The organism is Acidimicrobiales bacterium, from assembly GCA_036378675.1.
Taxonomy (GTDB): Bacteria; Actinomycetota; Acidimicrobiia; order Acidimicrobiales; family Palsa-688; genus DASUWA01.
Genome location: DASUWA010000041.1, coordinates 1 through 25,828, shown reverse-complemented (window position 1 = coordinate 25,828; position 25,828 = coordinate 1). Strand labels below are relative to the sequence as shown.

Sequence of the window (25,828 nt, the reverse complement as noted above, 5' to 3'; positions counted from 1 at the left end):
TTGATGACCACTGTGCCCCCGACGACCCCTGCGCCCTCGCTCTCCGCTGCCACGGCCAGCCAGTCCGAGGACGAGCAGCTGGTCAAGGTTCGGGCCCAGGCATCCGGCGTCGCCACCGCCGGCCTCGCCCGGCTGCCGGTCACCGGGCGGCGAGTCGTGCTGGTCCGGGTCTCCGGAGATAGCCGTCGCGGCGCGCTGTCTGCGAGCGACAGCGAGACCATCGCGTCGGGAGCCCGGCTGGCTCTCGACATGCGTCTCCCGGTGGTGGTGGTGCTGACGTCGTCGGGGGCGGATGTATTCGACGGGGTGGCCGCTCTCGATGGTTGGGGACGCGCAGCGAAAGCGCTGTCGGCGTGCTCGGGCGTGGTGCCCGTGGTGATGGTCGCGTACGGATTGGCCGTGTCGGGTCCGGCGCTGTTGTTGGGGATGGCCGACCTGGTCGTGATGACCACCGACGCTGTCGCCTACGTGTCCGGTCCGACGGCGGTCGCTCAGATGACCGGGCTTCGCCTGCTGCCGAACGAGCTCGGAGGCCAACGTGTGCACGCGCGGACCACAGGTGTTGCCGCTCTGCTCGCCGACAGCACCGACGACGCTCTCGAGGTGGTGGATGACGCGATCAGCTATCTGCCCGACCACGTCGACGACGAGCCGCCGGCGTCGGTTCCCGCGGATCCGACCGCCCGGCTCACCCCCGAGCTCCGAGATCTGCTTCCTACCAGCGCGACCGGTTCTTACGACGTGCGCAAGGCCATCTCTGCTATCGCGGACGACGGGGAGATACTGGAGCTGAGGGCGGGTTGGGCGCCCCAGATCTGCACGGTGCTGTGCCGCATCGGTGGGCGACCCGTTGGAGTCGTCGCCAACCAGCCGCAGTCGATGGCCGGAACGCTGGACATCGCCGCGTCACAGAAAGGCGCAAGGTTCGTTGGGTTCTGCGACGGGTTCAACATCCCGCTTCTGACCCTCGTCGATACTCCGGGATTCATGCCCGGCAAGGACCTGGAGTGGAGGGGGATGATCCGCCACGGGGCCCAGCTTGTGTTCGCATATGCGGAGGCGACCGTTCCTCGCGTGTGCCTGATCCTGCGGAAGGCTTACGGCGGTGCGTACATCGTGATGGATTCCAAGGGGATGGCCAACGACCTGTGCCTCGCGTGGCCCTCCGCTCAGGTCGCAGTGATGGGCGCCCAAGGCGCGGTGCAGATTCTCCACCGTCGAGAGGACGCGCCCACCCAGGCCCGGCTTGCCGATCAATACGAGGAGGAGTACCTCAACCCGTACGTGGCGGCGGCCCGCGGCTTCGTCGATCAGGTGATCGATCCCGCCGACACGCGCAAGGCGGTCGCGGCGGCGTTCGACATGCTCTCCTCCAAGAGGGAGCGCATCATCAGCCGCAAGCACGGGAACGGGCCGCTCTAGCGCTTCACAGCGCTTGGAACTCGGGGCGGCCTGGTTCCACGAACTTCCCGGACCGTCCCTCCTTCGGAGGAAAACGAGTCCCGTCCGCTCGTGGCTCAGGCCCTCCCCGGGTTCCCGCGGTTCTTCTCCGCGTGTGTGCCCTACTTGGGGAGTGCCTCTCTCACTTTGGGAGTGAGAACGAGCACTTGCATGTCGATTCTCATGCCCGACGTCGAAAGCTACGCCCAGGTGCCGGCCATTCTTGCCCGCTGGCCAATCGCTGCACGCCGGCGCGCCGGCGCCGGCCGCAAATGACCGTTGGCCGAACGGATGGATTTCGGACATTTCGGGCGAGCCCGCGCCTAACTTCCACGTCCGATGCCAGCGGGCTGCCTAACGACCGTCGCGATCGGGCGACCGGATCGGCCCACCCCCGCAATAACCGGTTGCTCACCCGGCCCCTTCGGGCGGACCGATGCCGATCGTTTCGCTCGCGGCAGGCATCGAACGCCGGTCGTTAGGGGGCAGCCTGATCTTCCGGCAACCGAGCCTGCCGCGAGCGACTGTTACGCCTTTATGGCGCTACAGCCGGGCGCGCATGGCCATTTCGTCCAAATTCGTCCCCTACCTGCGAGTGCTACCGGCCAGCCGAAAAAGCACCGGAAACCGACGGCCGCCGGCGCGTGGCATCGCTACGCCCGCCGTAGCGCCTCGCCGGTGGAGGTGCAACGAATGTCCCAATCAACGCACGAAGCACCACGTACGGTCCTGATCGTCGAGGACAACGACAAGAACCTCAAGCTCGCCCGTGACCTCCTCCAGTACGGCGGCTTTCTGACCTTCGAAGCAGAGCTGGCCTCTGAAGGCGTGAACCTCGCCCGTTCCGTTCACCCAGACGTCGTGATCATGGACATCCAGCTGCCGGACTTCGACGGGTGGGAGGCGCTCCGGCGGCTTCGCAGCGATCCCGAAACAGCCGACCTCGTAGTAGTGGCCGTGACCGCGTATGGCGGTGCCACGGGCGAGCACCGATTCGTAGATGGTGGCTTCGACGGTTACCTCCCGAAGCCGATCGACGCCCGCACGTTCTCGCAGACGGTCGCAGGCTTCTGCCGGCGGCGCGGCGTGAGCATGGGGCCGCCAGACCCGTGACCAGCGCCGGCCTCGGGGGCGGTGAGGCCGCCGGAGTGGTACTCGTGGTCGACGACACGCCTGCGTCTGTGCGCCTTCTGTGCGGGATTCTCGAGTCGCAGGGCTACAGGGTCGTCGAAGCTGCATCGGGCGAGGAAGCGCTGGAACGAGTCGAGACCGGTTCACCCGACCTCGTTCTGCTCGACTACCTGATGCCCGGCATCGACGGCGAGCAGGTCTGCGCCCGTCTTAGGGAAGACCCGCGAACGTGCTACCTGCCGGTGATCATGCTGACCTCCGCGGGCAACGAGGAGAAGGTCAGGGCTCTCGAGGCCGGAGCGGACGACTTTCTGTGCAAGCCGGTCGACCGCGCAGAGCTGCTGGCCAGGGTGCGATCGCTGTTGCGGATCAAGCGTTACCACGACCGGGTGGAGGCGCAGGCGGCCGAGCTGGCGTCGCTCAACGCGGGTCTCGAATCGAGAGTGCAGGAAAAAGTGGAAGAGGTCGCGCGTCTCTCGCGCCTCCGCCGTTTCATGCCTGCGGGCTTGGGAGACAAGGTCACCTCGTCCGACGAACGCTGGCTACTCGACACTCACCGCACCGAGGTTGCGGTCCTGTTCGCAGACCTCCGGGGTTTCACCGCATTCGCCCACGCCGCGGAGCCCGAAGACGTCATGGCGGTGCTCCGATCGTTCCACCGAGCGGCGGGTGAGTGCGCCGCACGCCAGCAGGCAACCGTGGGCTGGCTCTCGGGCGACGGGCTGATGGTGTTCTTCAACGACCCTCTCCCCTGCACCGACCCTGCCGGCTCGGCGATCGCGATGGCGATCGACCTGCGCGCCAAGGTCGACAGGCTGGTCACCGATTGGCAGGAAGAAGGACACGAGCTGGGCATGGGAGTGGGCATTGCTCTCGGGTACGCGACCCTCGGGGTTCTGGGCGCCGGAGAGCGGGTCGAATACAGCCCGGTCGGCAGCGTCGTGAATCTCGCAGCGCGGCTGTGCGATCACGCGCGCGAAGGACAGATCCTCCTGAGCCAGTCAGTGCATTTCGCCGCCGGCCCCGCCATCGAGGCCGAGCGCCTGGGGCCATTGGAGCTGCATGGGTTTCCAAGCCCGGTGTCCGCGTGGCGTCTCGTGCGCGCGACAGGCGAAACGAGCCTCGCCACGTTGGCACTGACCGAGCGGCCTTCGAAGGCGGCGGTGGCGGCTGCAGTTGCTGGAGCCCGGCCAGCTCCGGTCCCGGAGCCTGTCGAGGATACGTTCGTCCGTGACGGCGACGACTGGTCGGTGACGTTTCGCGGCCGGACGATGCGACTTCGCGATTCCAAAGGCCTGCTTTACATCACCACCCTGCTTCGTTCTCCCGGCAAGGAAATTCATGTCGCGGATCTCGCCGGCCTTCGTCGCCTCGAGTCGGCGTCGCTCGGTACGGACATCGGTCCGATGATCGACGACAAGGCGCGGCGCGCCTACCAGGCACGGGTCGAGGAGCTGCGCGCTGAGCGCGACGAAGCCCGAGATTGGGGGGACCTCGAGCGAGCGGCGCAAGCCGAAGAGGAGCTGTGGTTTCTTACTCACGAATTGAGCTCGGCGTATGGACTTGGGGGCCGTGCCCGGCGCGCTGACGACCCGAGCGAACGGATCCGTAAAGCGGTCACCAACCGGATCCGTCAATCGATGGCGAAGATCGACGGCGCCAATCCGGAACTGGGACGCCATTTCATCAATTCGATCCGCACTGGAACGTTCTGTTCGTACACTCCCGAGGCTCCGGTCAGGTGGAAGTTGTAGATCGCCCTTCGGTACTCGCCCGGGCCCGGGATGTCCCTGACCTTTGGGGCCCCAACGCGCCACTGAAGCTTCTCGTCGATCCGGAGTCCTACCGCAATCTCATCAGCGGATGGAGCTCGGTCTTCATCCTGGGCGGAGCGTTGACCATCCCGGCGGTTATCGCCCTCAGGTTCGCCTTCCCGGGACTCGACGGGTTCCACGCCAACTGGTTGCTGTTCCTGGACGTGGCTCTGATCGCCTTTGGAATCGCCTCTCGGGCGATCAACGAGTACTCGCAGCGGCTGGCCCTGCTCGCGTACGCCGCGGTTACCGCGATAGTCGTGCCACTCTTTGCCCTTTGCGCAGGGCCGCGCATCTCCACCACCGTCGGGCAGGGCTGCGTCGTCGTAGCGGCGGCAACGCCGATCATCCTCTCGAGGCGCAAGGCGATCCTCGTGGAAGCAGTCAGCCTCGGGGGCACCGCCGCAGTGTTCGCCTCTCAGTTCTCCGGCGTGCTGGCCACCGACAGGGTCATCGTGCTAGTCGCCCAGACGGCTCTGTACACCTCCTTGATGGTGTGGTTCGCGTCCGCCCTCACGAGGCTTGCAGTGGCCGAGCGAAAGCTGCGGCTCGACATCGAGATGAGCCGGGCCGAGCTCGCCGCGGTAGACGGCCGGAAACGCAACTTTCTGGACAAGATGTCCCACGAGCTGCGTACGCCGCTGAACGCGATCATCGGCTTCTCGGAGATGATGCGACTCGGGTTCGTCGGCGCCCTGTCGCCAAAGCAGGTGGAATACGTCACCGACATCGGCTCATCGGGACGTCACTTGCTGGATCTGGTCGACGATGTTCTCGATGTCGGACGAATCGAGGAGGGCCAAGAGCAACTGTCGCTGTCGCGGTTCCCTTTGCAGAGGGTCGTACGTGACAGTGTCGCCATCTGCCGGGAGGAAGCGGTCCGCCGGCACGTTTCTCTCGTATTGCGATGCGATCGCGCGGTCGGCGTCGCAACTGCTGACCAGCGGAAGGTCAAACAGATACTTCTGAACCTGGTCTGGAACGCACTGAAGTTCACACCGGCTGGTGGGTCGGTCGAGGTCGAAGTGCGTCGAAACCGGTCCGGCTTCGACATCCGCGTGACGGATACAGGCCCGGGGGTTCCAGCCGAAGATCGTGACCGCATCTTTGCGGCGTACGAGCAAGGCGCTTCCGACGACGCCAGACCGCACCCCCTCGGAACGGGTCTCGGGCTTCCGCTAGCTCGCCGCCTGGCGCGACTGCACGGCGGAGACCTGACCCTTGAGGACAGGCCGGGAGGGCAGGGAGCCAGATTCGTCCTGACACTCCCAGCGGCGGCACGCACTGCCGGTACACGTCCCGGCGGGGCAGCTCCGGCGCCGTTGGGTTGGGTCGGAGCAGACGACCCGGGGATCCTTGACGAAGCGAGTGCCCTCGAGTGGTTGGTCGGTCGCGACGGCCTGGCCCGGTACCGGGCTCGTATGGTCGGCGTCGCGATCGTCGTGGAGATCGTCGCGACTGGAATACTCGGGGCCTTGCCACAACCCAAGGACTTTCGGTTGCTCGACTGGCCATGGCTCGGGATATCGATCGGTTCGGTGGGGTTGCTGATCACCTTCCATCCGCGTATCCGGTTCACGGCCAAACAAGTGCATCGACTCGCGCTGTTCGCGGTACCGTTCACTGGCTACTACGTGTGGACCGTCGGCCCGCAGATGTCCCCGGCCATGTCGACGATCCTCATGATGATGGGCGTCGCAGTGTTCACCGCGTTCCGATGGAAGAGAGCGTTACCGATCGGTGTGGTCGCGGCTGTGACCTATGCGATCGTTTTGGTCCGAGAACCCGACAACAATCTTTCGCTCTCCCGGTGGGTGGTCACGGTGGCTCTGACGGCCGGCGGCGCGCTCATTGCCCGCTGGCTCTTGCAGTTCCTGCCTCCCCTTGTCGCGTCGGAGAAGGAAGCCAGGCGAGAAGCGGAGATCGCGAACGCGCAGCTGGCCGCGGCCACCAGCCACAAGAGCGAGTTCTTGGCCAACATGAGCCACGAGCTCCGCACTCCTCTCAACGCGATCATCGGATTCGCCGACGTCTTGAAGCAGGGCTTCTTCGGTGAACTGAACTCCAAGCAAGCCGAGTACGTCGACGACATCGAATCCGCGGGCCGCCATCTCCTCGCTCTCATCAACGACATACTCGACCTGGCCAAAGCCGAAGCCGGCAGGCTCGAACTGAGCCCAAGTCCGTGCTGCCTTGCCGAGGTCGTCGAGGCGGGGACTTCGGCGGCCAGGAGGGCGGCCGCCAACCGGGGCGTCACCTTCCGCCTGAGGTTCGAGGAATCCGACAAGCCGTCGTCGATGGATCCCTTCACCGCCGATCCACGGCGACTCGCCAGAGCCATCGCCTCGGTAGTCGATAACGCAGTCGCCTTCACTCCCGCCGGAGGCCAGGTCGCTGTGACCGCGTCGCGCTTGCGTGATCGAGTCGAGATATCAGTTGCCGATTCGGGGCCGGGCATCCACCCTGCGAATCACGAGCGGATCTTCGCCGCGTTCGAGCATGCGGGCCATGAGGATCGGGCCGGAAGCGGCATGGGCCTTGCTTTGGCGAGGCGGCTGGTACAGCTTCACGGCGGTGCGTTGACGCTTAGCAGCAAGCCGGGACAGGGAAGCGTGTTCCGCTTGTCGGTGCCGGCAACGAACGTCGGCAGCGGCGACTCCCGAACGGATTCAGGCACGGCGCCGGCCCTCGCTTGACAGAGGGCGAGCTCCGGCTCCGGCGTGTAAGTGGGCCGCCGGGGCCTCGAACCCCGCGCCAGAAGATTAAAAGTCTCCTGCTCTACCGGATGAGCTAGCGGCCCTACTCCACCTTACTGGTCCATCGCCGGTTCGGGCCTCGCTCACACGTCGGTCATACCGACGGCCTGTTGCGCCTGGACTCTCTCGCGCGACCATCGGCTGTACCAGGCGGTGAACGCGAACATCCCGCCGAACGCGACGGCGGCCAGCGCCGGCGAAGCAGCCAGGAATGGGCCCGTCGGCAGGATTGCCGCCAGAGTCACCCGCGCCGAGGCTTCGCAGATCAGCCCGATGCCCCAGACCGTCGTGATGATCGCGAACGTGCGCCGCGCCGGGGGGAGATCCCATAGGGCGTCGTAAGCGTTGATCCGCTCCGGGTCTTCACCCGCAGAGAACACGCGGCCGATGTAGAACATCATCGGACGCGGCATGAACCTCAGTGACAAGAGGCATAACACCCCGAACAGCGCGGTGAAAACCGAGTCTCTGACCTTCAGAACAAACGCGTTCCCGCCGAGCGAGGCGGACACCGTCAAACCGGCGATGAATCCGAACAACACCACCGCACCGATCGGATCCACGCGCCGGCGCCTCAACCAGGTGAAGCCCACCCACAGCGCGGCAGGAATACCAGCGATCGCGAGAGCGGTCGCGTCACCATGCACCTGGTGGCGAATCGCGTAGTACACGCCGAGCGGCACGATCGCCCCGCCGATGGCGCTCGGGGCGACCGCTTTCACGCTCGGCGGCCCCGGTTCCCAGCCGTCGCGAGGGTCGCTCGGGTAGACGAGTTCTGTGGCCGATTCCCCAACGGGACCGTCTCGGTCCATCCGACGATTATCCGCGCTTTGTTTCCCCGGCACAATCGCGGGGTGCCGAAATCAACCGGAAGGAGGACGTCGTCAGCGGCTCCGTCCCTCTTAGCCCTCCTGATGGCGGTCGCCCCCGGCTGCGTGTCGGAGTCTCCCTCCTCCCTGGCCGTTTCGTGGACACAACTGTCAGGGACGCAGCTCGTGAGCCAACCGGGGTCGCGGCCATTCGTTGACGCAGTGCAGGCGGGAGGGAGCGGTCTTCCGTGGCTCATCGGCGGGGTCGTAGCCACTCCCCAGCAGGTTCATCCGGAGGGGTTGGTGACGAGCGACGAGCTCCGCGAGGTTGCGATCTGGGAATCGACGTCTCCCTCCGGTCCGTGGAAGGTGGCTCCGATGAAGCCCGTTCCCGGCCGCGACGGTCCCAACGAGACGATCCTCTACTTCGCGGGCACCGGGCAAAGTCCGGTCGCGTTCGGCTCGAGGGCCAGCCCGACCGAGGGATACCCCCGCCCGTCCGCGTGGACCTCGTCGCCTTCGGGCTGGACAGAGGACCTCGAATCCAGGGAACTGTTCGGTGGCCCGAACATCGTCGGTTTCGGGGGGATGGGCGAAGGTCCGCACGGCTACTTCATCGCCGGCACCTGGTCCGACAGTCGCGGGCACGCCCAAGCGTCTGTCTGGACCTCCCCGACAGGGACCGGCTGGATCCGCGTGAACGACCCCTCGTTCGAGGGTCACCGCGGAGAAACCCCGATAGGCGAGGCGATCGCCGACACCCGCCAGGGTGTCCTCCTCGCGGCAACCGTCGAAGCACCGACGCGTCAGGACCCCAGCGCGCAGCACATCGGGCTTTGGTACTCGCCGCGCGGACGACAGTGGGCAAGGCTCGGCGCTCGCCAGCTGGGCATGTCGCACTCGACAGCTGGAGCGATCATCTCCGTCGGGGGCGGCTGGCTCGTCGCGGGGACCACGACCGCTGGCGGTCGGTCAAGGCCGGCCGTCTGGCTCGTCGATTCGAGCCTCAGGGTCGCGAAGGCCACCGTACTCCCGGGAACGCTGCCCATCGGCGGAACGCTGGATCCCGTTACGACGATCACGACAGCTGCCGCCTACGGATCTCGTGTCGTGGTTGCGGGAGTAGCCCGAGGTGTTCCCGTGATCTGGACCGCGCACTTGGGACGGCGCGGGGTGCCGACCGCCTGGCGCCGGGAGCACGCGCCGTCGGCGAGCCCCCCGTCCTTGCAGCGCGTATCCGTCGCCTTAGGCGCGAGAGCCACGGTCGTCGTTCTGACCGGGAAAACAGACAGCGCGCTTTGGTACGCCTGGTCTAAAGGTTCACGTGTCCCGGAGGGAGGGTGACGAGCAAAGCAAGAACCGCGGCGACCACGACGGCGGCCCCTATGCCCACGGCCATCTCACCACCCGGTCCGAGCTGCCACCCTGAGCGCGACAACGACCGAGACCGCGACATCGCCAATCCGACCACCGCTCCAGTCACCAAGCCACCAAGATGAGCTCGCCAGTCGATTCCAGTCGACACGAAACCGATCGCCAGGTTGACTCCGATCAGCGCCAAGATCGCGCTGGTGTCCCAGCGCCTGCGACGGGCGATAACGAAGTACGCACCCATCAACCCGAAGATCGCACCTGAGGCTCCCAGGCCCAGCGCGTGCGCGTCGCTCAAAAGGTAAGAGGCGACCGAGCCACCCAGCGCCGACACGAGGTAGAGGGCCACAAATTTGGCCTTGCCCAACTCGGCCTCGATCGGTGCTCCCACGATCGCGAGGGTGAACATGTTGAAGATCAAGTGGCTGGGGTTGGCGTGCAGAAACGCAGCGGTGATCAGCCGGTACCACTGACCCTGGTGGACCGCGCTGGCGAGAAGCCCGTACTTGCACTCGGCCACGTGCTGGAACGGGCAGATGAGGGTGTTGCCTGCAACGGTGAACGTGCCCGGCTTGGTCGACATCTCCCACACGTAGACAGCCACGTTCAGAGCGATCAGACCGATCACCAGTGGCGTAAGTCTCGTGTTCCCCAGACGCCCCCCCGACGAGGGGCGCCACCGTCGAACCGGGGCTTCCCGGGAGTCCTTCTTTACGCAGGTTCGGCATTGCCAACCAACCGGCGCCTCGAGCATGCAATCGGGGCAGATGGGGCGGCCGCAGCGCCGGCACACGGCGCCGGCGGCCCGCCCGGGGTGGGCGTAACAGTCGGTTGGATGGGTCACGGGGGGTTGGGTCATGAGGAAACTGGGCTACAGGTTGCCAGGCACCAGGTTCCAAAGTCGTAGCACCCTGTCGCCCCGGTACCAACCGAGCTTCGAAAGAGACGCCGTGTCGAGGTCCAACCACTCACCGGTCCCGACCCCGGCGCCGACCCAGCGAGCCGCCAGGACCCGGATGAAATGGCCGTGGCTGAACACGGCCACCTTCGAAACAGTGGACGCCAGCAGCGACGCGACGACCCGATCGGCGCGCTCCCCCACGGCACGTTCGGTCTCACCGCCCGGCCACGGCCCCTTCCAGATCGTCCAGCCGGGATAGTCGTTCTGAATCTCGGCGGTCGTTCGGCCTTCGAGGTCTCCGTAGTCCCATTCGAGTAGCTCGGGATCAATGTCGAAGTCCCCCAAACCCGCCAGTTCGGCGGTTCTGCGGGATCGGAGCATCGGGCTGCTCAGCACCAGGCCGAAATCGACCGGCCGGAGCAACGACCCCAGAGCCTCGGCCTGTTCCTCGCCGACCTCAGTGAGATCGATGTCCGTGCGACTGGTGTGCTGACCGGACCTGCTCCATTCGGTTTCGCCGTGGCGGACGACCCAGATCTCGGGACGCGGTCCGTCGCCGCCCACCTGGCTAGCCGAGATGGTGCGATTGGACGAACTGCGACGCCACCGCCGATGGGTCGTCGTGGTTCACCGACACATCGAGATTGAACTGCACCAGGTCCGCAGTGGTCAACGCCGCGGACACCTGGTCGAGGACCGATATCACCTGCGATGTCGCCTTCGTGGTGCGAACGACCGGAATGATGTTGCCGGCTCCCTGGAAGACCTTCGGGTCATCGAGCACCACGAAATGGTCCTGCGCGATCACCGCGTCGGACGAGAAGATGCGCGCAGCCTGCACGGATCCGTTCGCCAGGGCGGTGTGAGTGATCGGTCCGTCCTCATCGAGGGTCTGAAACGACTTGAAAACCACGTCGTAGTACTGCTTCAAGCCCGGGATGCAAGTGATTCGAGTAGCGCACTCGGCCGGTCCACCGAAGCTCCACTGGGATGCGTATGGCTTCAGATCGGCTATCGACTTGAGGTGGTACTTGCTTGCTGTCGATTGCGTCACCGCGATCGCATCCGAGTCGGCGGCCTGCGACACCGCGCCGAGACTGAGTCCCTTCTTGGCGACGATCGGCCTCAACGTAGAAACGGTGCCGGGGACGGTGAGGTTCCCCACACTCGGATCCAGGAACGCGAGGTAGTTACCGACATACTCGATAGTGGCGTCAAAGTCGCCGTGCTCCAGAGCCGGCTCGATCACCTCGCGCGACCCGAGGTTCGGCCTGACGCTTGTCGAGAAGCCGGCGGCCTTCAACGCGTCCGAGTAGACGTAGGCGAGGACCTCGTTCTCGGTGAAGTTCTCGGCACCGAAGGTGATGCTGGGCTTTGACGAACCCGAACCTCCGGCGGTTGACTTGCTGGACGACCCGCAGGCGGCTGCGAGAAGTGCAAGGATCCCCAGCGAAGCGACGAACTGCGCTTTCCTCATCGCCGCAGGTTATCCATTTCGGGACAAAATGTCCTAGGTCGCGGTCGTTAGGGCACGTTCCGCAACCCTCACCCCTGGCGGCGTCAACGCTCGTTGCAACCACGCGAGGCCCAACTCCGTCAACAGGGCGACCGCGACGACCAGAAGAGAGCCCGCAACAACTTCGACGTGCCCGGAGTCGCCCGCGCTGATGCCCTGAATGATCAGGGAGCCGAGGCAGGTGTACGCGACGTACGCGGCGAGGGTCACCGTCGCGACCGCCTGCACGGCAGCCGTGCGCACACCCGCGGCGATCAGAGACAGCGAGGCCGGGAGCTCGACCCGAAACAGGATCTGCCAGCCGGTCATCCCCATTCCCCGGGCAGCGTCGACCGCGTCCGGGTCGACTTGGCGCACCGCCGTGTACGTATTAGTCATGATCGGAGGCAAGGAAAGCACCACAAGGGTCGCCAGCGCAGGCGGTTCACCGATCCCGAAGATCTGCACGCCGATCACCAGAGTGGCTATCGCGGGAAGTGCACGGCCGACGTTGGTGACGTTGATCGCGAAGAAACCGCCTCGCCCGGTGTGCCCCAGCCACAGCCCCAGGGGAAGAGCGACGGCGAGCGCGATGAGAACGGCCTCGACCGAGATTCTTACCGTGTCCCAAACCAGCTCCGGAACGCCGTTCGAGCCCCGCCAGTGCGCGCTAGTCGTGTACCAGTGAAACAACTGAGCGATGAAATGGCCCATCAGGCTTCCGCCTGCCGCGTGGCCCACGGCGTGACGGCTCTCTGCACCACGACGAGGGTCAGGTCGAAAACGGCAGCCAGCGCGACGGACAGACCGGCCCCCAGGACCTCCTGCGTGCGGAAGTTGTTCTGAAATCCGACAGAAATCAACGTGCCCAGCCCCCCGCCGGCACCAACCAGGCTGGCGACAGTGACCAGGCCGATGGTCGTAACGACGGCCAGCCTTATCCCGGCGATGATCGCCGGAGACGCCAGAGGAAGGTCCACCCGCGCGAGCTGTCTAGCCGTGCCGAAACCCAGTCCTTTCGCCGCGTCTCGTACCTCGCCGGGGACCGAGTCAAGCCCGGCCACGATGTTCCTGACCAGGATCAGCAGCGTATAGCTGACCAGTCCGATCTCGGCGGTCACGGTACCGAGCCCTGTTATCGGTATCAGGAACGCGAACAACGCCAGCGACGGAATCGTGAAAAGGACACCGGTGAACCCGTAGATCGGCTTCTCCAAGTGTCTCCATCGCCACGCGAGCAGTCCCAACGGCAACGACAGGACGAAGCCGATGCCGACAGCTATCACGGTGAGTTCGACGTGCTGTCCCATCGCCGAACCGATCTCACCCCAGTGGCGTTGGACCCAGCTCCACTCCACCCAGGGCTGCGAGTCCCCGCTGATCGGCGCAGCCATAAGCGCCTGCACCTTCGGGAGGCTAGCCCGCAATCGGCTGTTGGCGTCCTAAGGTTTCCCTCGCGATGATCCGCCTCGAGTCGGTGACCAAGCGCTACGCGGACGGAACGGTGGCGGTCGGCGACCTCACCCTCGAGGTGGCGGATGGCGAAACGTGCATGCTCGTCGGGCCGTCCGGCGCCGGCAAGACCACCACGATGCGCATGATCAACCGCTTGATCGAACCGACCTCGGGGCGGATCTTCATCGAGGACGAAGACGTGACCCGGGTGGATCCGGTGCTGCTACGCCGGCGGATCGGATACGTGATCCAACATGTCGGCCTGTTCCCGCATCTGACCGTTGAAGAGAACGTAGCGACGGTTCCCCGGCTGCTCGGCTGGGATCGGGCCAGGGTCCGCACCCGGACGGCGGAGATGCTCGAGCTGGTCGGCCTCGACCCCGATCGGTACCGGCGGCGTTATCCGGCCGAGCTGTCGGGCGGCCAGCGCCAGCGCGCTGGCGTTGCCAGGGCGCTCGCTGCGGATCCGCCGGTGTTGCTGATGGACGAACCGTTCGGGGCGCTCGACCCGATCACCCGTGACCGGCTGCAGGGTGAGTTCCATCGGGTTCAGCAGGAACTGAAGAAGACGGTGGTGTTCGTAACCCACGACATCGAAGAGGCGATACGGCTCGGCAACCGGATAGCCGTGCTCGCCGACGGAGGCCGGCTCGAGCAGTACGACACGCCCGCAAATCTGCTCGGTTCGCCGGCGACTCCGTTCGTCGCCGAGTTCGTCGGTGCCGACCGCGGGCTGAAGAGACTGAGCGTTACAGCGATTCTTCCGGGGGACTTGGAGAGGCCACCGGTCGTGGGCACCGGTTCACCCCTGACCGACGCCCGAGAGTTGCTCGAATCGTCGGATTCTCGTTGGGCGGTTGTCCTCGACGCAGGCGGCGGGCTCCGCGGCTGGGTCGGGGCGGCCGAGTTGGAAGGAGAAGGCCGGGTCGGTGACCGAGCGCACCGAATGGAAGCGACCGTGCAGGTTTCGGACACGCTGAAGCAAGCGTTCTCCGAGATGCTCAAGTACGACGCCGGCTGGGTCGCGGTCCTCGACGATGACAACTATCTAGGGGTTCTGACGCCGGATTCGCTGCACGCCGCGCTGCGACGGTCGATCGAGCGCGCCGACGGGAGTACGCCGGAACCGTCGCCGCTTACCGGGAGCTTCTAGGCGTCGCGTTTCTCGATCAGGAAGAAAGCCGCAACGAGCAGGGCAGCGACGAAAGCGACCATCACCGCGAACCCGGTCCACGGCGCCATCACCGTTCCGTTGATCGAAAACCTTTCGAGACCGTGACCGGTGCTGGCTACGCGAAAGCCTGCGTTGGTCGGCCAGTACTTCTCGATCGGCTTCGCCCATGAAGTGGGAAGAGCGAGAGCGATGCTCGGAAGAACGAGCAGGATGGCCACGAAGGTGCCGATCCCGGCGGCTGCGTGACGCAGGATCACGCCGAGCGCCAGACCGACTAGTGCCAAGGTCGTCAGGTACAGCCCGTTGCCGATCACGGCTCGAAGGACCTGCGGCTGCCCGAGGTTGGCTGTCGGTGCCTTGCCGGAGATGAGAGCCTGACCGATAAGGAATGCCGCGAAGCTGACCACCTCGCTGACGACGAAGATGACCACGGCGAAGACGAGCGTCTTCGCGGCGAGCATTCGCGAGCGGTTCGGAACCGCCGCCAGGCTGGTACGGATCATCCCGGTCGAGTACTCACCGGTCACCACCAGCACGCCCAGGATCTCGAAGGCCAGTTGGGTGAGCATGAGGCTCCCCAAGCTGCGGTCAGTCGGATTCCAGTTGAAATGAACTTCCGGGTCGGTTGCGTAGTGGTTCGCCGACACGATGCTCACAACCGCGCCGAGCCCGACCCCCAACACCGCTCCGATGGCGAGGGTCCAGAACGAGGACCTGACCGTTCGGAACTTGGTCCACTCCGACAGAAGCGCATCGACGAACCTGGGGCGAGGAGGCTCCGGCAAGCGCTGAACCTGAACAGGCGCCGGCGGTGAAATGACCCCGCTCATCACGCCACCTTCCCTTCCGCGTGGTACTCGACGCTGTCGCGCGTCAACTCCATGAACGCCTCCTCCAGCGAGGCCCGCTTGGGTGTCAGCTCGTGCAGGACCACGCCGTTCGAAGCCGCCAGCTCTCCGACCGCAGCAGCGTCGAGGTCAAGGACATCGATCGCGTCGTCATCGGCGCCGTGAACCGATCCCCCCGCAGCTGCAACCAGCTCCCGTAGGCGGTCGACCTGCGGAGAGCGGACCCGGACCGCCTTTCGCGAGCTCGACTCGACGAAGTCGGTCACGCTCTCGTCGCGGATGAGCTTTCCCCTCCCGATGACGATCAGGTGATCGGCGGTGATCGCCATCTCGCTCATGAGGTGACTCGAGACGAACACGGTCCGCCCTTCGGCTGCCAGGGCCCGCATCAGCTGGCGGACCCAGGCGATGCCCTCCGGGTCGAGACCGTTCACCGGCTCGTCGAACATCAGGATCCCAGGGTCGCCGAGGAGCGCTGCTGCGATCCCGAGGCGCTGGCCCATGCCGAGCGAGAAGCCGCCGGCGCGGCGGTCGGCCACGCCTTCCAACCCGACGATGTGCAGCACCTCCTCGACCCGGGCACGGGGTATCCGGTTGCTCTCGGCGAGGAGTAGCAGGTGGTTGTACGCCTTGCGGCCCCCGTGAACCGCCTTGGCATCGAGCAACGCCCCGACCTCGCGGAGGGGGGCGGGCAGGTTGCGGTAGGGCCGTCCGTTGATGGTGACCATCCCGGAATTTGGGCGGTCCAGCCCGAGGATTAGGCGCATCGTGGTGGTCTTGCCGGCTCCGTTGGGACCGAGGAAACCGGTGACCTTGCCGGGGTGCACGTCGAAGCTGAGATCGTTGACGGCAACCGTCTTGCCGTACTGCTTGGAAAGGTTGCGGGCCTCGATCATGCGTACATGATGGGCGATGAGAAGCGGCGATACATCCCGCCTGAGGAGTATTCACCCTCTCATCCCCCGGTATGAAGGGACGCGGTAGCTTCGTCCGCCGTGCCGAACCAGGACCCCGCCGTCGAGGTGTCCGGCCTGGTTGTCCGCTACGGCCCGCTCACGGCGGTCGACTGCATCGACCTCCGAGCCGACGCCGGCGAGGTGGTCGCCCTCCTCGGGCGAAACGGCGCCGGCAAGACGAGCACGGTGGAGACACTCGAGGGTTACCGGCATCGGGCGGCTGGCAGGGTGCGCGTCCTCGGTCTCGACCCGGGCGAGCATTCCGGTGCCCGGGCCCTCGCCGCGCGGGTCGGAGTGATGTTGCAGCGCGGCGGGGTCTACCCGGGAATGGGTCCGGCGGAGGCGGTCCGGCTCTTTTCGAGCTTCTATGAAACCCCCGAAGACCCTGACGAGTTGGTCGATCGAATGGGTCTAACCGGAGTCGCCCGCACTCCGTGGCGGCGGCTGTCCGGAGGAGAGCAGCAGCGGTTGTCGATGGCCCTCGCTCTCGTGGGCCGTCCGCAAGTGGTATTCCTCGACGAGCCGACTGCGGGCGTCGATCCGCAGGGTCGCCTCGCGATAAGAGGCGAAATCGGGCGGCTGAGACGGCGCGGCGTCTGCGTCCTGCTCACGACCCACGAGCTAGAGGAAGCAGAGCGGGTGGCCGACCGGATCGTCATCATCGATCACGGGCGGATCGTGGCATCCGGGACGCTCGCCGACTTGACCGGCGGAGTATCCGCTATACGGTTCGCCGCGCCCGCGGGCATAGACACCGCCGCTCTCGGGTCAGCTCTCGGAGTCGCTGTCAGCGAGGAGAGCTCCGGCCGGTACCTGGTTCAAGCGCCCGGGACGCCGGCCACCATCGCGTCGCTGGCGTCGTGGCTGGCCGAGCGGGACATTGCGCTCGGTGACCTCCGGGCGGGTTCCGAACGGCTAGAGGAACTGTTTCTGCGGGTAACCGCCGGCTCAGACGAACAAGGCGGGGGCGACGGATGAGGGCACTGCGGGCACAGATCGGTGCGGAGCTGCGGCTGACCGTCCGGCGCGGAGACGCGGTCCTGCTGAACGCCGCCATCCCGCTGGGCCTGCTCATCTTCTTTTCGCTGGTCGACGTGCTGCCCAAGCCTGCGGGTGTCCGGCACGCCGTCGACTTCCTGTCGCCCGGGATCCTCGCCCTTGCGGTTATGTCGACTGCGATGGTGAGCCTCGGTATCGCCACCGGCTTCGAACGCCAGTACCTCGTGCTCAAGCGGCTGGCCGTGACTCCGCTCGGGCGGCCCCGCCTGCTCGCCGCCAAGATCGTTTCGGTGGTCGCAATCGAGGTAGTGCAGGTCGGCCTCATCGTCGCGGTCGGCGTCGCGCTCGGGTGGCACTCGAAAGGGTCCCTTTGGCCTGCAGTGCCGGCGCTTCTCCTCGGAACGGTCGCGTTCGCCGGCATTGGTCTGCTCCTCGCCGGCGCGTTGCGTGCAGAGGTCACCCTCGCGGCGGCCAACGGGCTCTACCTGGCGCTGCTGCTCCTCGGCGGGATGGTGATTCCGCTCAGCAAGCTTCCCGGTGGGTTGCGGGCATTCGCCGAGGCGTTGCCGGCGGGAGCGCTGTCGGACGCGTTGCATGCGTCGTTGTCCGCCGGTGGTGGCGTGCCGGCGAGGGATTGGGCGGTGCTGGCGGCGTGGGCGGTTGGTGCGCCGGTTGTCGCCGCCCGGGTGTTCAAGTGGGAGTAATCGCCGCCTAGTGGACGACGAGTTGGTCGAGCGCCATCGCCCCGAAAAGGAGCGTCACATAGGTGATCGACCAGTGAAACAGCCGCATGGCTCGTCCCTCGGTTGGCCGGCGCCACAGGTCGAGGGCCAACCCGCAGAACACCGCTCCCAGAGACGCGGCGGCGATCCAGTAAAGCGCCCCCATCCCGGCGGTCCAGCCGAAAACAAGAGAGACCACTGCGACCAGCAGCGAGTAGATGAATATCTGACCGGCCGTTCGGCGGAACGAGGTCACGACCGGCATCATCGGCACGTCCACCGACTTGTAGTCGTCGCGGTAGCGGATGGCGAGCGCCCAGAAATGCGGGGGCGTCCAGACGAACATCAACGCGAACAGAACAACCGGCGCCCAGCCGACGCTGTCGCGCACGGCCGCCCAGCCGACGAGGACCGGAACCGCTCCCGCGGCGCCCCCGATGACGATGTTCTGCCGCGAGGTTCGCTTCAGCCAGAGCGTGTAGACGAAGACGTAGAAGAGCGTCGCGCTCACGGCCAGCACTGCGGACAGCAGATTGACCTCGGCCCACAACAGGGCGAACGCCCCTACCTCCAGCGCTATCGCGAAGGCGAGCGCCTCCCCGGGGCTGACGACGCCGGTGACCAATGGGCGCCGGCGGGTGCGCCGCATCACCGCGTCGATGTCGCGATCGATGACCATGTTGATGGCGTTGGCTCCGCCCGCCGCCAGGGTCCCACCGGCAAGTGTTGCGAGGATCAGCTGCCACCCGGGAAGGCCGCGCGCGGCGACGATCATGGTGGGAAGCGTCGTGACCAGCAGGAGTTCGATGATCCGGGGCTTGGTCAGCGCCACGAACCCCCCGATGCGGCGCGCAACGGGCATGCGGTCCGGTGCGATCGGAGGGAGAACGGCGGACATCAGGGGCACGAGACTACGGCAGCGCCCCCAACGCCAACAAAGCGGTGCCGTTGGGGCGCCGGCGCCCGGTCGTCCTACGATGGGCAGCATGGCGTCCCGGAGTTCGGCTGCAGCCGGCAGGTTTCGAGTCTCCCCGCGCGCCTTCGAGCACATCGCCACTGCGGCCGTCTGGGCCCTGGTCCTTACAGTTGTATCTGGCGCGGCCGTTCGCCTTACCGGTTCCGGACTCGGTTGCCCGGGCTGGCCGAACTGCACGGACTCCCATGTGGTCGCTCCGCTCCAGGTCCACGCGTGGATCGAGTTCGGGAACCGCCTCATCAACGCTGCCGTCTCGATCGCCGCAGTGGCGGCGCTGGCGGCTGCCGTGCGTCGCCGGCCCCGGCGGCGTGACCTGACCTGGCTGTCGGTGGGGTTGATGGTCGGCCTCTTCGCCGAGGTCGCGCTCGGAGCCGTTCTGGTCAAAGAGAAGCTCGCCCCTGCGTTGGTTTCGGCCCATTTCTTGCTGGGCCTGGTGTTCCTCGCCAACGCCGTGGTGCTTCGACACCGAGCGGGCATTCCCGACGAAGCCATTCCGGTTCACCCGGTCCGCCTCGTCGACCGGCCAACTCTGCTCCTGTCGCGACTCATGTTGATAGCGGCGGCGGTGGTGGCTTGTCTCGGGACAGTCGTGACATCGACGGGTCCGCACGGCGGTGACCCCTCGGCACCCCGCTTTCATTTCTCCCTTCACGGCGTTGCGCAAATTCATGGAACCGCGGTCGAGGTATTCCTTCTCATCACCGTCGTGACTCTCTGGAATCTCGCCAGGACAGGAGCGCCGCGCCTCGTGATCCGGCAAGCTCAGTATTTGTTGGGCGCATTGGTCCTTCAGGCGGCGGTGGGTTACGCGCAGTACCTGAACGGCGATCCTGTCGCCCTTGTCGCGGTGCACGTAGCCGGCTCGACCGCGGTGGTGATCACGGTCATTCGCTTCTACGTTGCTCTCTCAGCGCGTCCCGAAGAACCACCAATGATTGTCGACGAACTCGTGGAGCGGACATCGGCTTCGGTCGAGCATGCCGTTCCAGTGCCCAGCATCTAACCGCCATGCCAACTGCAGCACCCACCGAGATCAAGCAGCCCGACGTCGGCGAAGTAACCGACCTTGACCTCCCGTGGAAGGTCATCGTATGGAACGACCCGATCAACCTGATGACCTACGTCACGTTCGTTCTCCAGAAGCTCTTCGGTTACACCCAGGAAAAGGCTCACAAACTGATGCTCGACGTCCACTACAAGGGAAAGGCCGTCGTCTCTCACGGCGCCCGTGAGAAAGCCGAGCTTGACGTGTTCCGTCTTCACGAGCACGGGCTTTGGGCGACCATGGAGCAGGACAACTGACTCCTCTCTTCGCCCGCAGACTCATCCAACCGGACAAGCAGGGTGGTTTCCGGCTCAACCTCGATCCGGAGGAACGAGACTTGCTACGGGGCCTCGCCCCTCAGTTCGTCGAGTTGCTCGACGATCCGTCTCAGCCGGTGCTGGAACGATTGTTTCCACCGGCATACTCGAGTCCTGAGCACATCGAGCAGCAGGATGAGTACCGGCGGCTCATGCAGGAAGACCTCGTCGACCGTCACAGAGAAGAACTGGAATTGCTGGCCTCGACCGCGGGAGCCGAAACGCTAACCGAGGAACAGCTGCTCGCCTGGACCAGAGCCTTGAACAGCCTCCGGCTGGTCCTCGGGACATACCTGGACGTAAGCGAGGACGACGACCGAGGCGCTCCCGAATCCCCCGAAGAAGCGATGTACCAGTGGCTCACCTACATCCTCGGGGAGGCAATAGAGGCGCTGTCGGGGCAGACTTGACCCATGGAGCTCGCAAAGGCGCTGGACTTTCTCCGCAACAACCACAGGTCGGTGCTCATAGCCCGGAAACCCGACGGTGATCCGCAGCCGTCACCGGTCAACCACGGCATTGATGACGCGGGGCGGATCGCAATCTCGAGCCGCGAGCCGGCGTACAAGGTCCGCAACATCCGGCGCGACCCGAGGGTGACATTGCTCGGGTTCACCGACGGGTTCTACGGGCAATGGGTAACGGTCGATGGGACCGCCGAGATCATCTCGCTTCCCGAGGCGATGGAACCTCTCGTGGAGCTGTACCGCCAGATTCAAGGGGAGCATCCCGACTGGGAGGACTACCGCGCCGCCATGATGCGAGACCAGCGCCTCATTATCGCGATTACACCGGTGTCAGCCGGCCCGGACCGATCCGGGTGACCGGGCCCACGATCGATCGCGTTCTCGTCGACGAGAACGTCGAGCTCAGCTGTGTCGAATGGCGCGCACATGATTCCGGAGCAGCGGACGGCGCCACGCCGATTCTGCTTGTGCACGGGCTCGCGTCCAACGCTCACCTCTGGGATGGTGTTGCTCGGAGCCTCGCCGACTCGGGTCATCACGTCGTGGCCGTCGACCAACGGGGCCACGGCTTGTCCTCGAAACCGACTTCCGGATTCGACTTCGGCACACTCACACGGGACCTGGCGAACGTGATCTCCCATTGCGGCTGGCACAGCGACGACAGAGCCCACGACACCTCACCCAGCGCCGGGCCACCTTTTGTCGCCGGCCAGAGCTGGGGAGCAAACGTCGTGCTCGAGCTCGCCGCCCGCTATCCCGGTTCTGTCAGCGGAATCGCCCTCGTCGATGGAGGCACCAATGACCTCGCCGACAGCTTCGCGGATTGGCCGACATGTCAGGCGGCATTGGCGCCGCCCGTCCTGGAGGGGATGAGTGCGAAGAAGTTCGAATCATTCATTCGTTCATCGCACCCTGACTGGCCCGAGGAAGGGGTTCAGGGAACGATCGCCAACGTGGAGAGCCGCGCCGACGGGACCATCCAACCGTGGTTGTCCCGCGAAAATCACATGACGATCCTGCACCAGCTTTGGGAACACCATCCGTCCAAGAGGTTCGGTGATGTGGCCGTGCCGGTTCTGATTGTTCCTGCCGACGACCCGTCCAACCAGCGGTGGTCGGTGGGAAAGCACGATTCGGTGCGGCGCGCAGCCGAGTCGCTCCCGTGTTCGGTCACCCACTGGCTTGTAGGCGATCACGATCTGCACGCCCAGCATCCGATCGAGGTCGCCCATTTGATCGACTTGGCGAGCCGTCCCGGATTTTTCGATTGACTGCTCGGCTCGTTGTGATCATGGGGTCCGGTGAGACCGCACCCACCATGGTCAAGCCGCATCGGGCCATATTCGATCGGCTCGGCCCGGACCCTGTGCCTGCCGTAATACTGGACACGCCTTACGGCTTCCAGGCCAACGCCGACGACATCTCCGCACGCGCCGCTGAGTACTTCGCCAACAGCGTCGGCCGGCGTGTGGATGTGGCCGAACTCCGCCGGGTCGAAGGAGCCGACCCAATCCGCCGCGAAGCGGCTCTAGCCAAGATCGCAGCAGCAGGATGGATCTTCGCGGGTCCTGGAAGCCCAACGTACGCTTTGAGGCAGTGGGCTGGAACGGATCTTCCCGATCTGCTCGCGGACAAGATCTCCGGCGGAGGTTGCATCGTCTTTGCCAGCGCGGCCGCCTTGACCCTCGGGCGCTACACGGTGCCGGTTTACGAGATCTACAAGGTGGGCGCCGACCCGGTGTGGGCCGAAGGACTCGACCTATTGAAGCCGGTGCTTGGCACCGACGTGGCGGTCATCCCTCATTACGACAACGCCGAAGGCGGAAACCACGACACCCGGTACTGCTACCTGGGCGAGTGGCGGCTCAGTGCGCTCGAGAATCAGATGGCAGATAGCGGATGGGTGCTCGGCGTCGACGAGCACACCGGATTGGTCCTCGACATCAGCGCCGGCACCGCCGCCGTCGTAGGAAGCGGTGCCGTCACAGTCCGACGTCACGGGACATCGACCAGCCTCCCATCCGGCGAGACCATTCCCATCGAAGCGCTGCCAAACCTCGCATCTGGAAAAAGCGCCCCCGGCGTCGCGGCGAGATCACCGGCACCGGCTTCGACCGAGACGCCGCGTACGGCGCTACACGGTGAGATCCGCCGCCTCGAAGCCCAGTTCGACAAGGCGGTGGAATCAGGCGATGTCAACTCGGCGGTCGCCAGTGTGCTCGAGCTTCTCGAAACGCTTGCGGCATGGGCTGGCGACACGACGCAGTCGGACGCCGGCGAACGGGGGCAGGCCGCGCTCAGGAGGATGATCGTCCGGCTCGGCTCGCTGGCTGAGGTGGGGGTCCGAGACCCGCGCGACCAGGTCGGCGTTTTCGTCCAGGGCTTGCTCGCAGAAAGGGACGCGGCGCGACGAGATCGGCGCTATGGCGACGCCGACCGGATTCGCGACCTGTTGGTCTCTGCTGGTGTGGAGGTGCGGGACACTCCTGGCGGCACCGAGTGGGATCTGATCGGACATTGACACCACTTCTGAGTCGCCGCGTGTGAAAGTTGTTGGCGGTATTGGGTCGCCGGAAGTCGCCCAACCGCAGATGGTCATGAACGTTCAAGTCCGGGGGACGAGTCATTGTCAAAGAGAGGACACGACCCGGTTGGATCTCCTGGCACCGGTCGATCGCCGTCCCGTGCATCCAACCGAGGCGAGGACGCCGCGCAATGGCATATCGCGCCGGAAGACGTTCCGGAAGAAGAAGTGACAAAAGCGAAGGCCGCATTCCGGAACCGAACCGGGGGGGAATCTGCCCGGGAACGCGGCACGTCGGCGCCCAGTAAGCGGACCAAGCCGCGAGCATCCTGATCGAGTGACGAGCTAGCAAGCAGCCCACTCAATAGGATCCGTTGATCCGGTACTTGCGCATATCCCTGCTGATCGTGACGACCATCGCAATCGCGGCCTGCAGCAGCGGGCAGGGGGCTCCGGTTCGGGTCACGCATCCGGCGCCGGGCCACGCAACACCAGGAGCCGCCACCGTCGGCTTCTTCTCCGGTTTGGTCAAGAACGACAACGTCGCTTGTACTTTCGCGGCCGAAGGAGCGACCCCGTACTGCCTGTTAGCCCTCCAGGCAACCAAGTCGACGTTCGCAAACCTCTCCGTCGGCGCCGTGACCGTTAAAGGAACGGAGGCTCTGGTGACGATTCTCGGCACGTTCTGCGTCACGCAGGCCGGGACCACCAACTGCACGACCAACACAAACCCGAGAACAGGTCAACCTACTGGCGGGGGGCAACACGGTTTCGATGCGCTCTACAAGACGGCGGTGCAAGGCCGGGCTATCAACCAGGGCGCGGTGCCATGCGAGCGCATCAAATCCGAGTGGTACGTGAGCCTGGCCACGTAAGTCGGATCATCGAGTACCTCTAAAGAAGACCCCGGGGACGCCGATATTCGACGTTGAAGGAGTCCATCGATGGCCAACCGAAACCGCAATTCCCTGGGCGCCGATTCTGCGTCAAAGCAACGCGGCCTGACGAGCGCAGAGGACAACGAGCTTCGCCAGCTGACGTGGTTCTCACTGGTAGGGCAACTGTCGGAGACCTCCGAGGCTCGCCTCCTCGAGCTGAAGGCGAAAGACCGGCGCACCAAGGTCCGCAATCCGAGGCCAGATCCGAGCGCCAGCCGGATGGGAGTGCCTGATACTCCGTCGACTCCGCCTCGGCTGCCTTCAGAGCACGAGCCGGCTGACGGCACCTTTACTTGCCCAAACTGCGGGTTCGTGCAGCGAGGTTTCGGGCTCACATCGCCCAACGGCCGCTGAACGCACGCCGGCGGCTCAGGTGAACCGCCAGCGGCACGCAGTCACAACGAAGACAAACGTTAGCCGCCCAGAGCCCTCGATACCGAAATCTCAAGGATGAAGGATCTCCTCCACCTTTGACGCGCCTTCGAGATGGTGAACATCGACGATCGCGTCGCGGCCAAGAGACGCGTAGAGGTGAGGGAAGAGCTCCCCGTTTGAAGCGGGCTCCCATCGAACCAAGTCGCCTAACGGGCGCTCGTCGATGGCGACCACCACAAGGTTGGGTTCGTCGAAGAAGAACCTTGCTGCCGTAGCTCCGACTTGTTCGCGCGACGAGCAGTGGATGAAGCCGTCGCGCCGGTCGTCTGGCGATCCGCCGAACCGTCCGTCACTTTCGAACTGCGACCATTCAGTCGGCCGGAGGATCTTGTAGATCATCTCACTTCAACAAGTCGGTGGCCGGAACCGCACCCTGAGGAGCGGTAGGCACCGCCGCGGTGTTGAACTGGGTGAAAGCGACCGCGCCGCCGCCTTGCAACCCGAGGAGGTAAGGCGGCCCCTTTGCCGCTACGAAGATCATTCCTTGCGGCGAGTGCAGCTCAATGGCTTTCTGTCCGAGAACCGTGGTCGTAGGCCCTTTGGTGAGTGTCTTCGGGTCCTGGTTCAGCGTGTTGTCGACGAGTTTCTGGATGCTGTTGATCCCGAACTGGGCATAGAAAGCGCTACCAGACGGAAAGATCGCCCAGTGCCCACCCAGTCTCCCGATCTTCGGGTCTTTGCTGAGAGCCAGCCAGGCGGAAGGGGTGGCCTTCATGTAGACCGAGTTCTGGTCAGCGAAGATCGAAATCTGCTGACCCCCGACTGCCACGGACCCTCCGCCAACAGACTGTCCTACGACTACGTCGATCGATTGGAGGGCCACCCCACTGAACCTCCCCACGACGTGAGCCGAGCGGAGGGAGGAAGTCGCAGTCTTCGCGTCGGCGAATATCTGAGCGGCGGTCTTGTCTGACTCCTTGGCGCTGGAAGAACATCCGCCGAAGCACAGAATCGATGCCGCCGGGAGAATCGAAGTAATCAGAATCGTTAGGGTCCGCCTCACCGCGGTGAAGGGTACCCGGCTGGGAATGTCGGGTAAGTCACCGTTGCCCTTCGCCAGCGGTCCCACGGCGCCGCCTGCACCGTGTGGGGGACCAGGACTCCGCCCGTCCAAGGCAGTAGGCTTCATCGTCCCGCCCCCATCGTCTAGCGGCCTAGGACACCGCCCTTTCAAGGCGGCAGCACGGGTTCGAATCCCGTTGGGGGTGCTTGTAAAGGAGCAGGTCAGGGAGCACTTCTCGCGAGGATCGGCTGC

General features: G+C 65.4%; 27 protein-coding genes and 2 tRNA genes. 17 read left to right on the top strand and 12 right to left on the bottom strand.

From position 1 onward, the window contains the following. Positions 1 to 3 precede the first annotated feature (3 nt). From VFZ97_13430 to VFZ97_13415, 4 genes are all read left to right on the top strand, one after another. The gene (locus VFZ97_13430; protein ID HEX6394433.1) at positions 4 to 1,422 is read left to right on the top strand and encodes a carboxyl transferase domain-containing protein; all 1,419 of its coding nucleotides are present in this window, start codon (positions 4 to 6) and stop codon (positions 1,420 to 1,422) included. Between the two features lie 711 nt (positions 1,423 to 2,133). Further along, complete coding sequence (locus VFZ97_13425) at positions 2,134 to 2,553, top strand: response regulator (protein HEX6394432.1); 420 nt, start codon at positions 2,134 to 2,136, stop codon at positions 2,551 to 2,553. Then, entirely contained in the window at positions 2,550 to 4,325 is a 1,776-nt protein-coding gene (locus VFZ97_13420; protein HEX6394431.1) for a response regulator, read from the top strand. The genes VFZ97_13425 and VFZ97_13420 overlap by 4 nt, the downstream gene beginning before the upstream one ends. Further along, on the top strand, positions 4,313 to 7,081 hold the full coding sequence (locus VFZ97_13415) for a HAMP domain-containing sensor histidine kinase (protein HEX6394430.1): 2,769 nt from the start codon (positions 4,313 to 4,315) through the stop codon (positions 7,079 to 7,081). The genes VFZ97_13420 and VFZ97_13415 overlap by 13 nt, the downstream gene beginning before the upstream one ends. Before the next feature lie 31 nt (positions 7,082 to 7,112). Here the strand turns inward: VFZ97_13415 and VFZ97_13410 are convergent. Further along, positions 7,113 to 7,185 (bottom strand) — tRNA-Lys (locus tag VFZ97_13410). Positions 7,186 to 7,224: 39 nt separating this feature from the next. Next, positions 7,225 to 7,953 carry a VC0807 family protein gene (locus VFZ97_13405; GenBank protein HEX6394429.1) on the bottom strand — a complete coding sequence of 243 codons (729 nt, stop codon included), beginning with the start codon at positions 7,951 to 7,953 and terminating at the stop codon, positions 7,225 to 7,227. A gap of 183 nt (positions 7,954 to 8,136) precedes the next feature. On the opposite strand from VFZ97_13405, the gene VFZ97_13400 reads away from it, so the two are divergent. Then, positions 8,137 to 9,294, top strand: a complete 1,158-nt coding sequence (locus VFZ97_13400) for a hypothetical protein (protein HEX6394428.1) — start codon at positions 8,137 to 8,139, stop codon at positions 9,292 to 9,294. Here the strand turns inward: VFZ97_13400 and VFZ97_13395 are convergent. The 5 genes from VFZ97_13395 to VFZ97_13375 form a co-directional block, all read right to left on the bottom strand. Beyond that, on the bottom strand, positions 9,263 to 9,949 hold the full coding sequence (locus VFZ97_13395) for a rhomboid family intramembrane serine protease (protein HEX6394427.1): 687 nt from the start codon (positions 9,947 to 9,949) through the stop codon (positions 9,263 to 9,265). The two genes, VFZ97_13400 and VFZ97_13395, sit on opposite strands and share 32 nt — an antisense overlap. A gap of 243 nt (positions 9,950 to 10,192) precedes the next feature. Next, positions 10,193 to 10,786: a histidine phosphatase family protein gene (locus VFZ97_13390; GenBank protein ID HEX6394426.1), complete on the bottom strand. Its 594-nt coding sequence runs from the start codon at positions 10,784 to 10,786 to the stop codon at positions 10,193 to 10,195. 4 nt (positions 10,787 to 10,790) lie between these two features. Beyond that, positions 10,791 to 11,699 carry an ABC transporter substrate-binding protein gene (locus VFZ97_13385; protein HEX6394425.1) on the bottom strand — a complete coding sequence of 303 codons (909 nt, stop codon included), beginning with the start codon at positions 11,697 to 11,699 and terminating at the stop codon, positions 10,791 to 10,793. 33 nt (positions 11,700 to 11,732) lie between these two features. Then, a complete protein-coding gene (locus VFZ97_13380) occupies positions 11,733 to 12,431 on the bottom strand; it encodes an ABC transporter permease (protein ID HEX6394424.1) in 699 nt (232 codons plus the stop codon). Beyond that, positions 12,431 to 13,123, bottom strand: a complete 693-nt coding sequence (locus tag VFZ97_13375; GenBank protein ID HEX6394423.1) for an ABC transporter permease — start codon at positions 13,121 to 13,123, stop codon at positions 12,431 to 12,433. The genes VFZ97_13380 and VFZ97_13375 overlap by 1 nt, the downstream gene beginning before the upstream one ends. A 53-nt stretch (positions 13,124 to 13,176) precedes the next feature. On the opposite strand from VFZ97_13375, the gene VFZ97_13370 reads away from it, so the two are divergent. Continuing rightward, complete coding sequence (locus tag VFZ97_13370; GenBank protein HEX6394422.1) at positions 13,177 to 14,325, top strand: betaine/proline/choline family ABC transporter ATP-binding protein; 1,149 nt, start codon at positions 13,177 to 13,179, stop codon at positions 14,323 to 14,325. On the opposite strand, the gene VFZ97_13365 is transcribed toward VFZ97_13370, so the two are convergent. Both VFZ97_13365 and VFZ97_13360 read right to left on the bottom strand, forming a co-directional pair. After that, on the bottom strand, positions 14,322 to 15,176 hold the full coding sequence (locus VFZ97_13365; GenBank protein ID HEX6394421.1) for an ABC transporter permease: 855 nt from the start codon (positions 15,174 to 15,176) through the stop codon (positions 14,322 to 14,324). The two genes, VFZ97_13370 and VFZ97_13365, sit on opposite strands and share 4 nt — an antisense overlap. After that, complete coding sequence (locus VFZ97_13360) at positions 15,176 to 16,090, bottom strand: ATP-binding cassette domain-containing protein (protein HEX6394420.1); 915 nt, start codon at positions 16,088 to 16,090, stop codon at positions 15,176 to 15,178. Before VFZ97_13360 ends, VFZ97_13365 begins: the two co-directional genes overlap by 1 nt. A 99-nt stretch (positions 16,091 to 16,189) precedes the next feature. On the opposite strand from VFZ97_13360, the gene VFZ97_13355 reads away from it, so the two are divergent. Beyond that, on the top strand, positions 16,190 to 17,128 hold the full coding sequence (locus tag VFZ97_13355) for an ABC transporter ATP-binding protein (GenBank protein HEX6394419.1): 939 nt from the start codon (positions 16,190 to 16,192) through the stop codon (positions 17,126 to 17,128). Next, positions 17,125 to 17,853, top strand: coding sequence for an ABC transporter permease (locus tag VFZ97_13350; protein ID HEX6394418.1), 729 nt, complete (start codon positions 17,125 to 17,127; stop codon positions 17,851 to 17,853). Before VFZ97_13355 ends, VFZ97_13350 begins: the two co-directional genes overlap by 4 nt. Positions 17,854 to 17,860: 7 nt before the next feature. Here the strand turns inward: VFZ97_13350 and VFZ97_13345 are convergent, their stop codons facing one another. Next, positions 17,861 to 18,769: a heme o synthase gene (locus tag VFZ97_13345; protein ID HEX6394417.1), complete on the bottom strand. Its 909-nt coding sequence runs from the start codon at positions 18,767 to 18,769 to the stop codon at positions 17,861 to 17,863. 88 nt (positions 18,770 to 18,857) lie between these two features. On the opposite strand from VFZ97_13345, the gene VFZ97_13340 reads away from it, so the two are divergent. The 8 genes from VFZ97_13340 (at position 18,858) to VFZ97_13305 (ending at position 24,492) form a co-directional block, all read left to right on the top strand. Next, the gene (locus tag VFZ97_13340; protein HEX6394416.1) at positions 18,858 to 19,850 is read left to right on the top strand and encodes a COX15/CtaA family protein; all 993 of its coding nucleotides are present in this window, start codon (positions 18,858 to 18,860) and stop codon (positions 19,848 to 19,850) included. A 5-nt stretch (positions 19,851 to 19,855) separates the two neighbouring features. Further along, the gene (gene clpS / locus VFZ97_13335) at positions 19,856 to 20,149 is read left to right on the top strand and encodes an ATP-dependent Clp protease adapter ClpS (protein ID HEX6394415.1); all 294 of its coding nucleotides are present in this window, start codon (positions 19,856 to 19,858) and stop codon (positions 20,147 to 20,149) included. An 80-nt stretch (positions 20,150 to 20,229) separates the two neighbouring features. Continuing rightward, positions 20,230 to 20,619, top strand: coding sequence for a DUF2017 family protein (locus VFZ97_13330; protein HEX6394414.1), 390 nt, complete (start codon positions 20,230 to 20,232; stop codon positions 20,617 to 20,619). A 3-nt stretch (positions 20,620 to 20,622) separates the two neighbouring features. Continuing rightward, complete coding sequence (locus tag VFZ97_13325; GenBank protein HEX6394413.1) at positions 20,623 to 21,033, top strand: PPOX class F420-dependent oxidoreductase; 411 nt, start codon at positions 20,623 to 20,625, stop codon at positions 21,031 to 21,033. Continuing rightward, a complete protein-coding gene (locus VFZ97_13320; GenBank protein ID HEX6394412.1) occupies positions 21,030 to 21,947 on the top strand; it encodes an alpha/beta fold hydrolase in 918 nt (305 codons plus the stop codon). The genes VFZ97_13325 and VFZ97_13320 overlap by 4 nt, the downstream gene beginning before the upstream one ends. Then, a complete protein-coding gene (locus VFZ97_13315) occupies positions 21,944 to 23,197 on the top strand; it encodes a hypothetical protein (protein HEX6394411.1) in 1,254 nt (417 codons plus the stop codon). The genes VFZ97_13320 and VFZ97_13315 overlap by 4 nt, the downstream gene beginning before the upstream one ends. Positions 23,198 to 23,574: 377 nt before the next feature. Further along, positions 23,575 to 24,075: a hypothetical protein gene (locus VFZ97_13310; protein HEX6394410.1), complete on the top strand. Its 501-nt coding sequence runs from the start codon at positions 23,575 to 23,577 to the stop codon at positions 24,073 to 24,075. A gap of 69 nt (positions 24,076 to 24,144) precedes the next feature. Further along, complete coding sequence (locus VFZ97_13305) at positions 24,145 to 24,492, top strand: hypothetical protein (GenBank protein HEX6394409.1); 348 nt, start codon at positions 24,145 to 24,147, stop codon at positions 24,490 to 24,492. Positions 24,493 to 24,582: 90 nt separating this feature from the next. On the opposite strand, the gene VFZ97_13300 is transcribed toward VFZ97_13305, so the two are convergent. Both VFZ97_13300 and VFZ97_13295 read right to left on the bottom strand, forming a co-directional pair. After that, entirely contained in the window at positions 24,583 to 24,912 is a 330-nt protein-coding gene (locus tag VFZ97_13300) for a DUF952 domain-containing protein (GenBank protein HEX6394408.1), read from the bottom strand. 1 nt (position 24,913) lies between these two features. Beyond that, positions 24,914 to 25,576, bottom strand: a complete 663-nt coding sequence (locus VFZ97_13295) for a hypothetical protein (GenBank protein ID HEX6394407.1) — start codon at positions 25,574 to 25,576, stop codon at positions 24,914 to 24,916. A 132-nt stretch (positions 25,577 to 25,708) separates the two neighbouring features. Here VFZ97_13295 and VFZ97_13290 point away from each other — a divergent pair. Next, a tRNA-Glu gene (locus tag VFZ97_13290) sits at positions 25,709 to 25,781 on the top strand. Positions 25,782 to 25,828 lie beyond the last annotated feature (47 nt).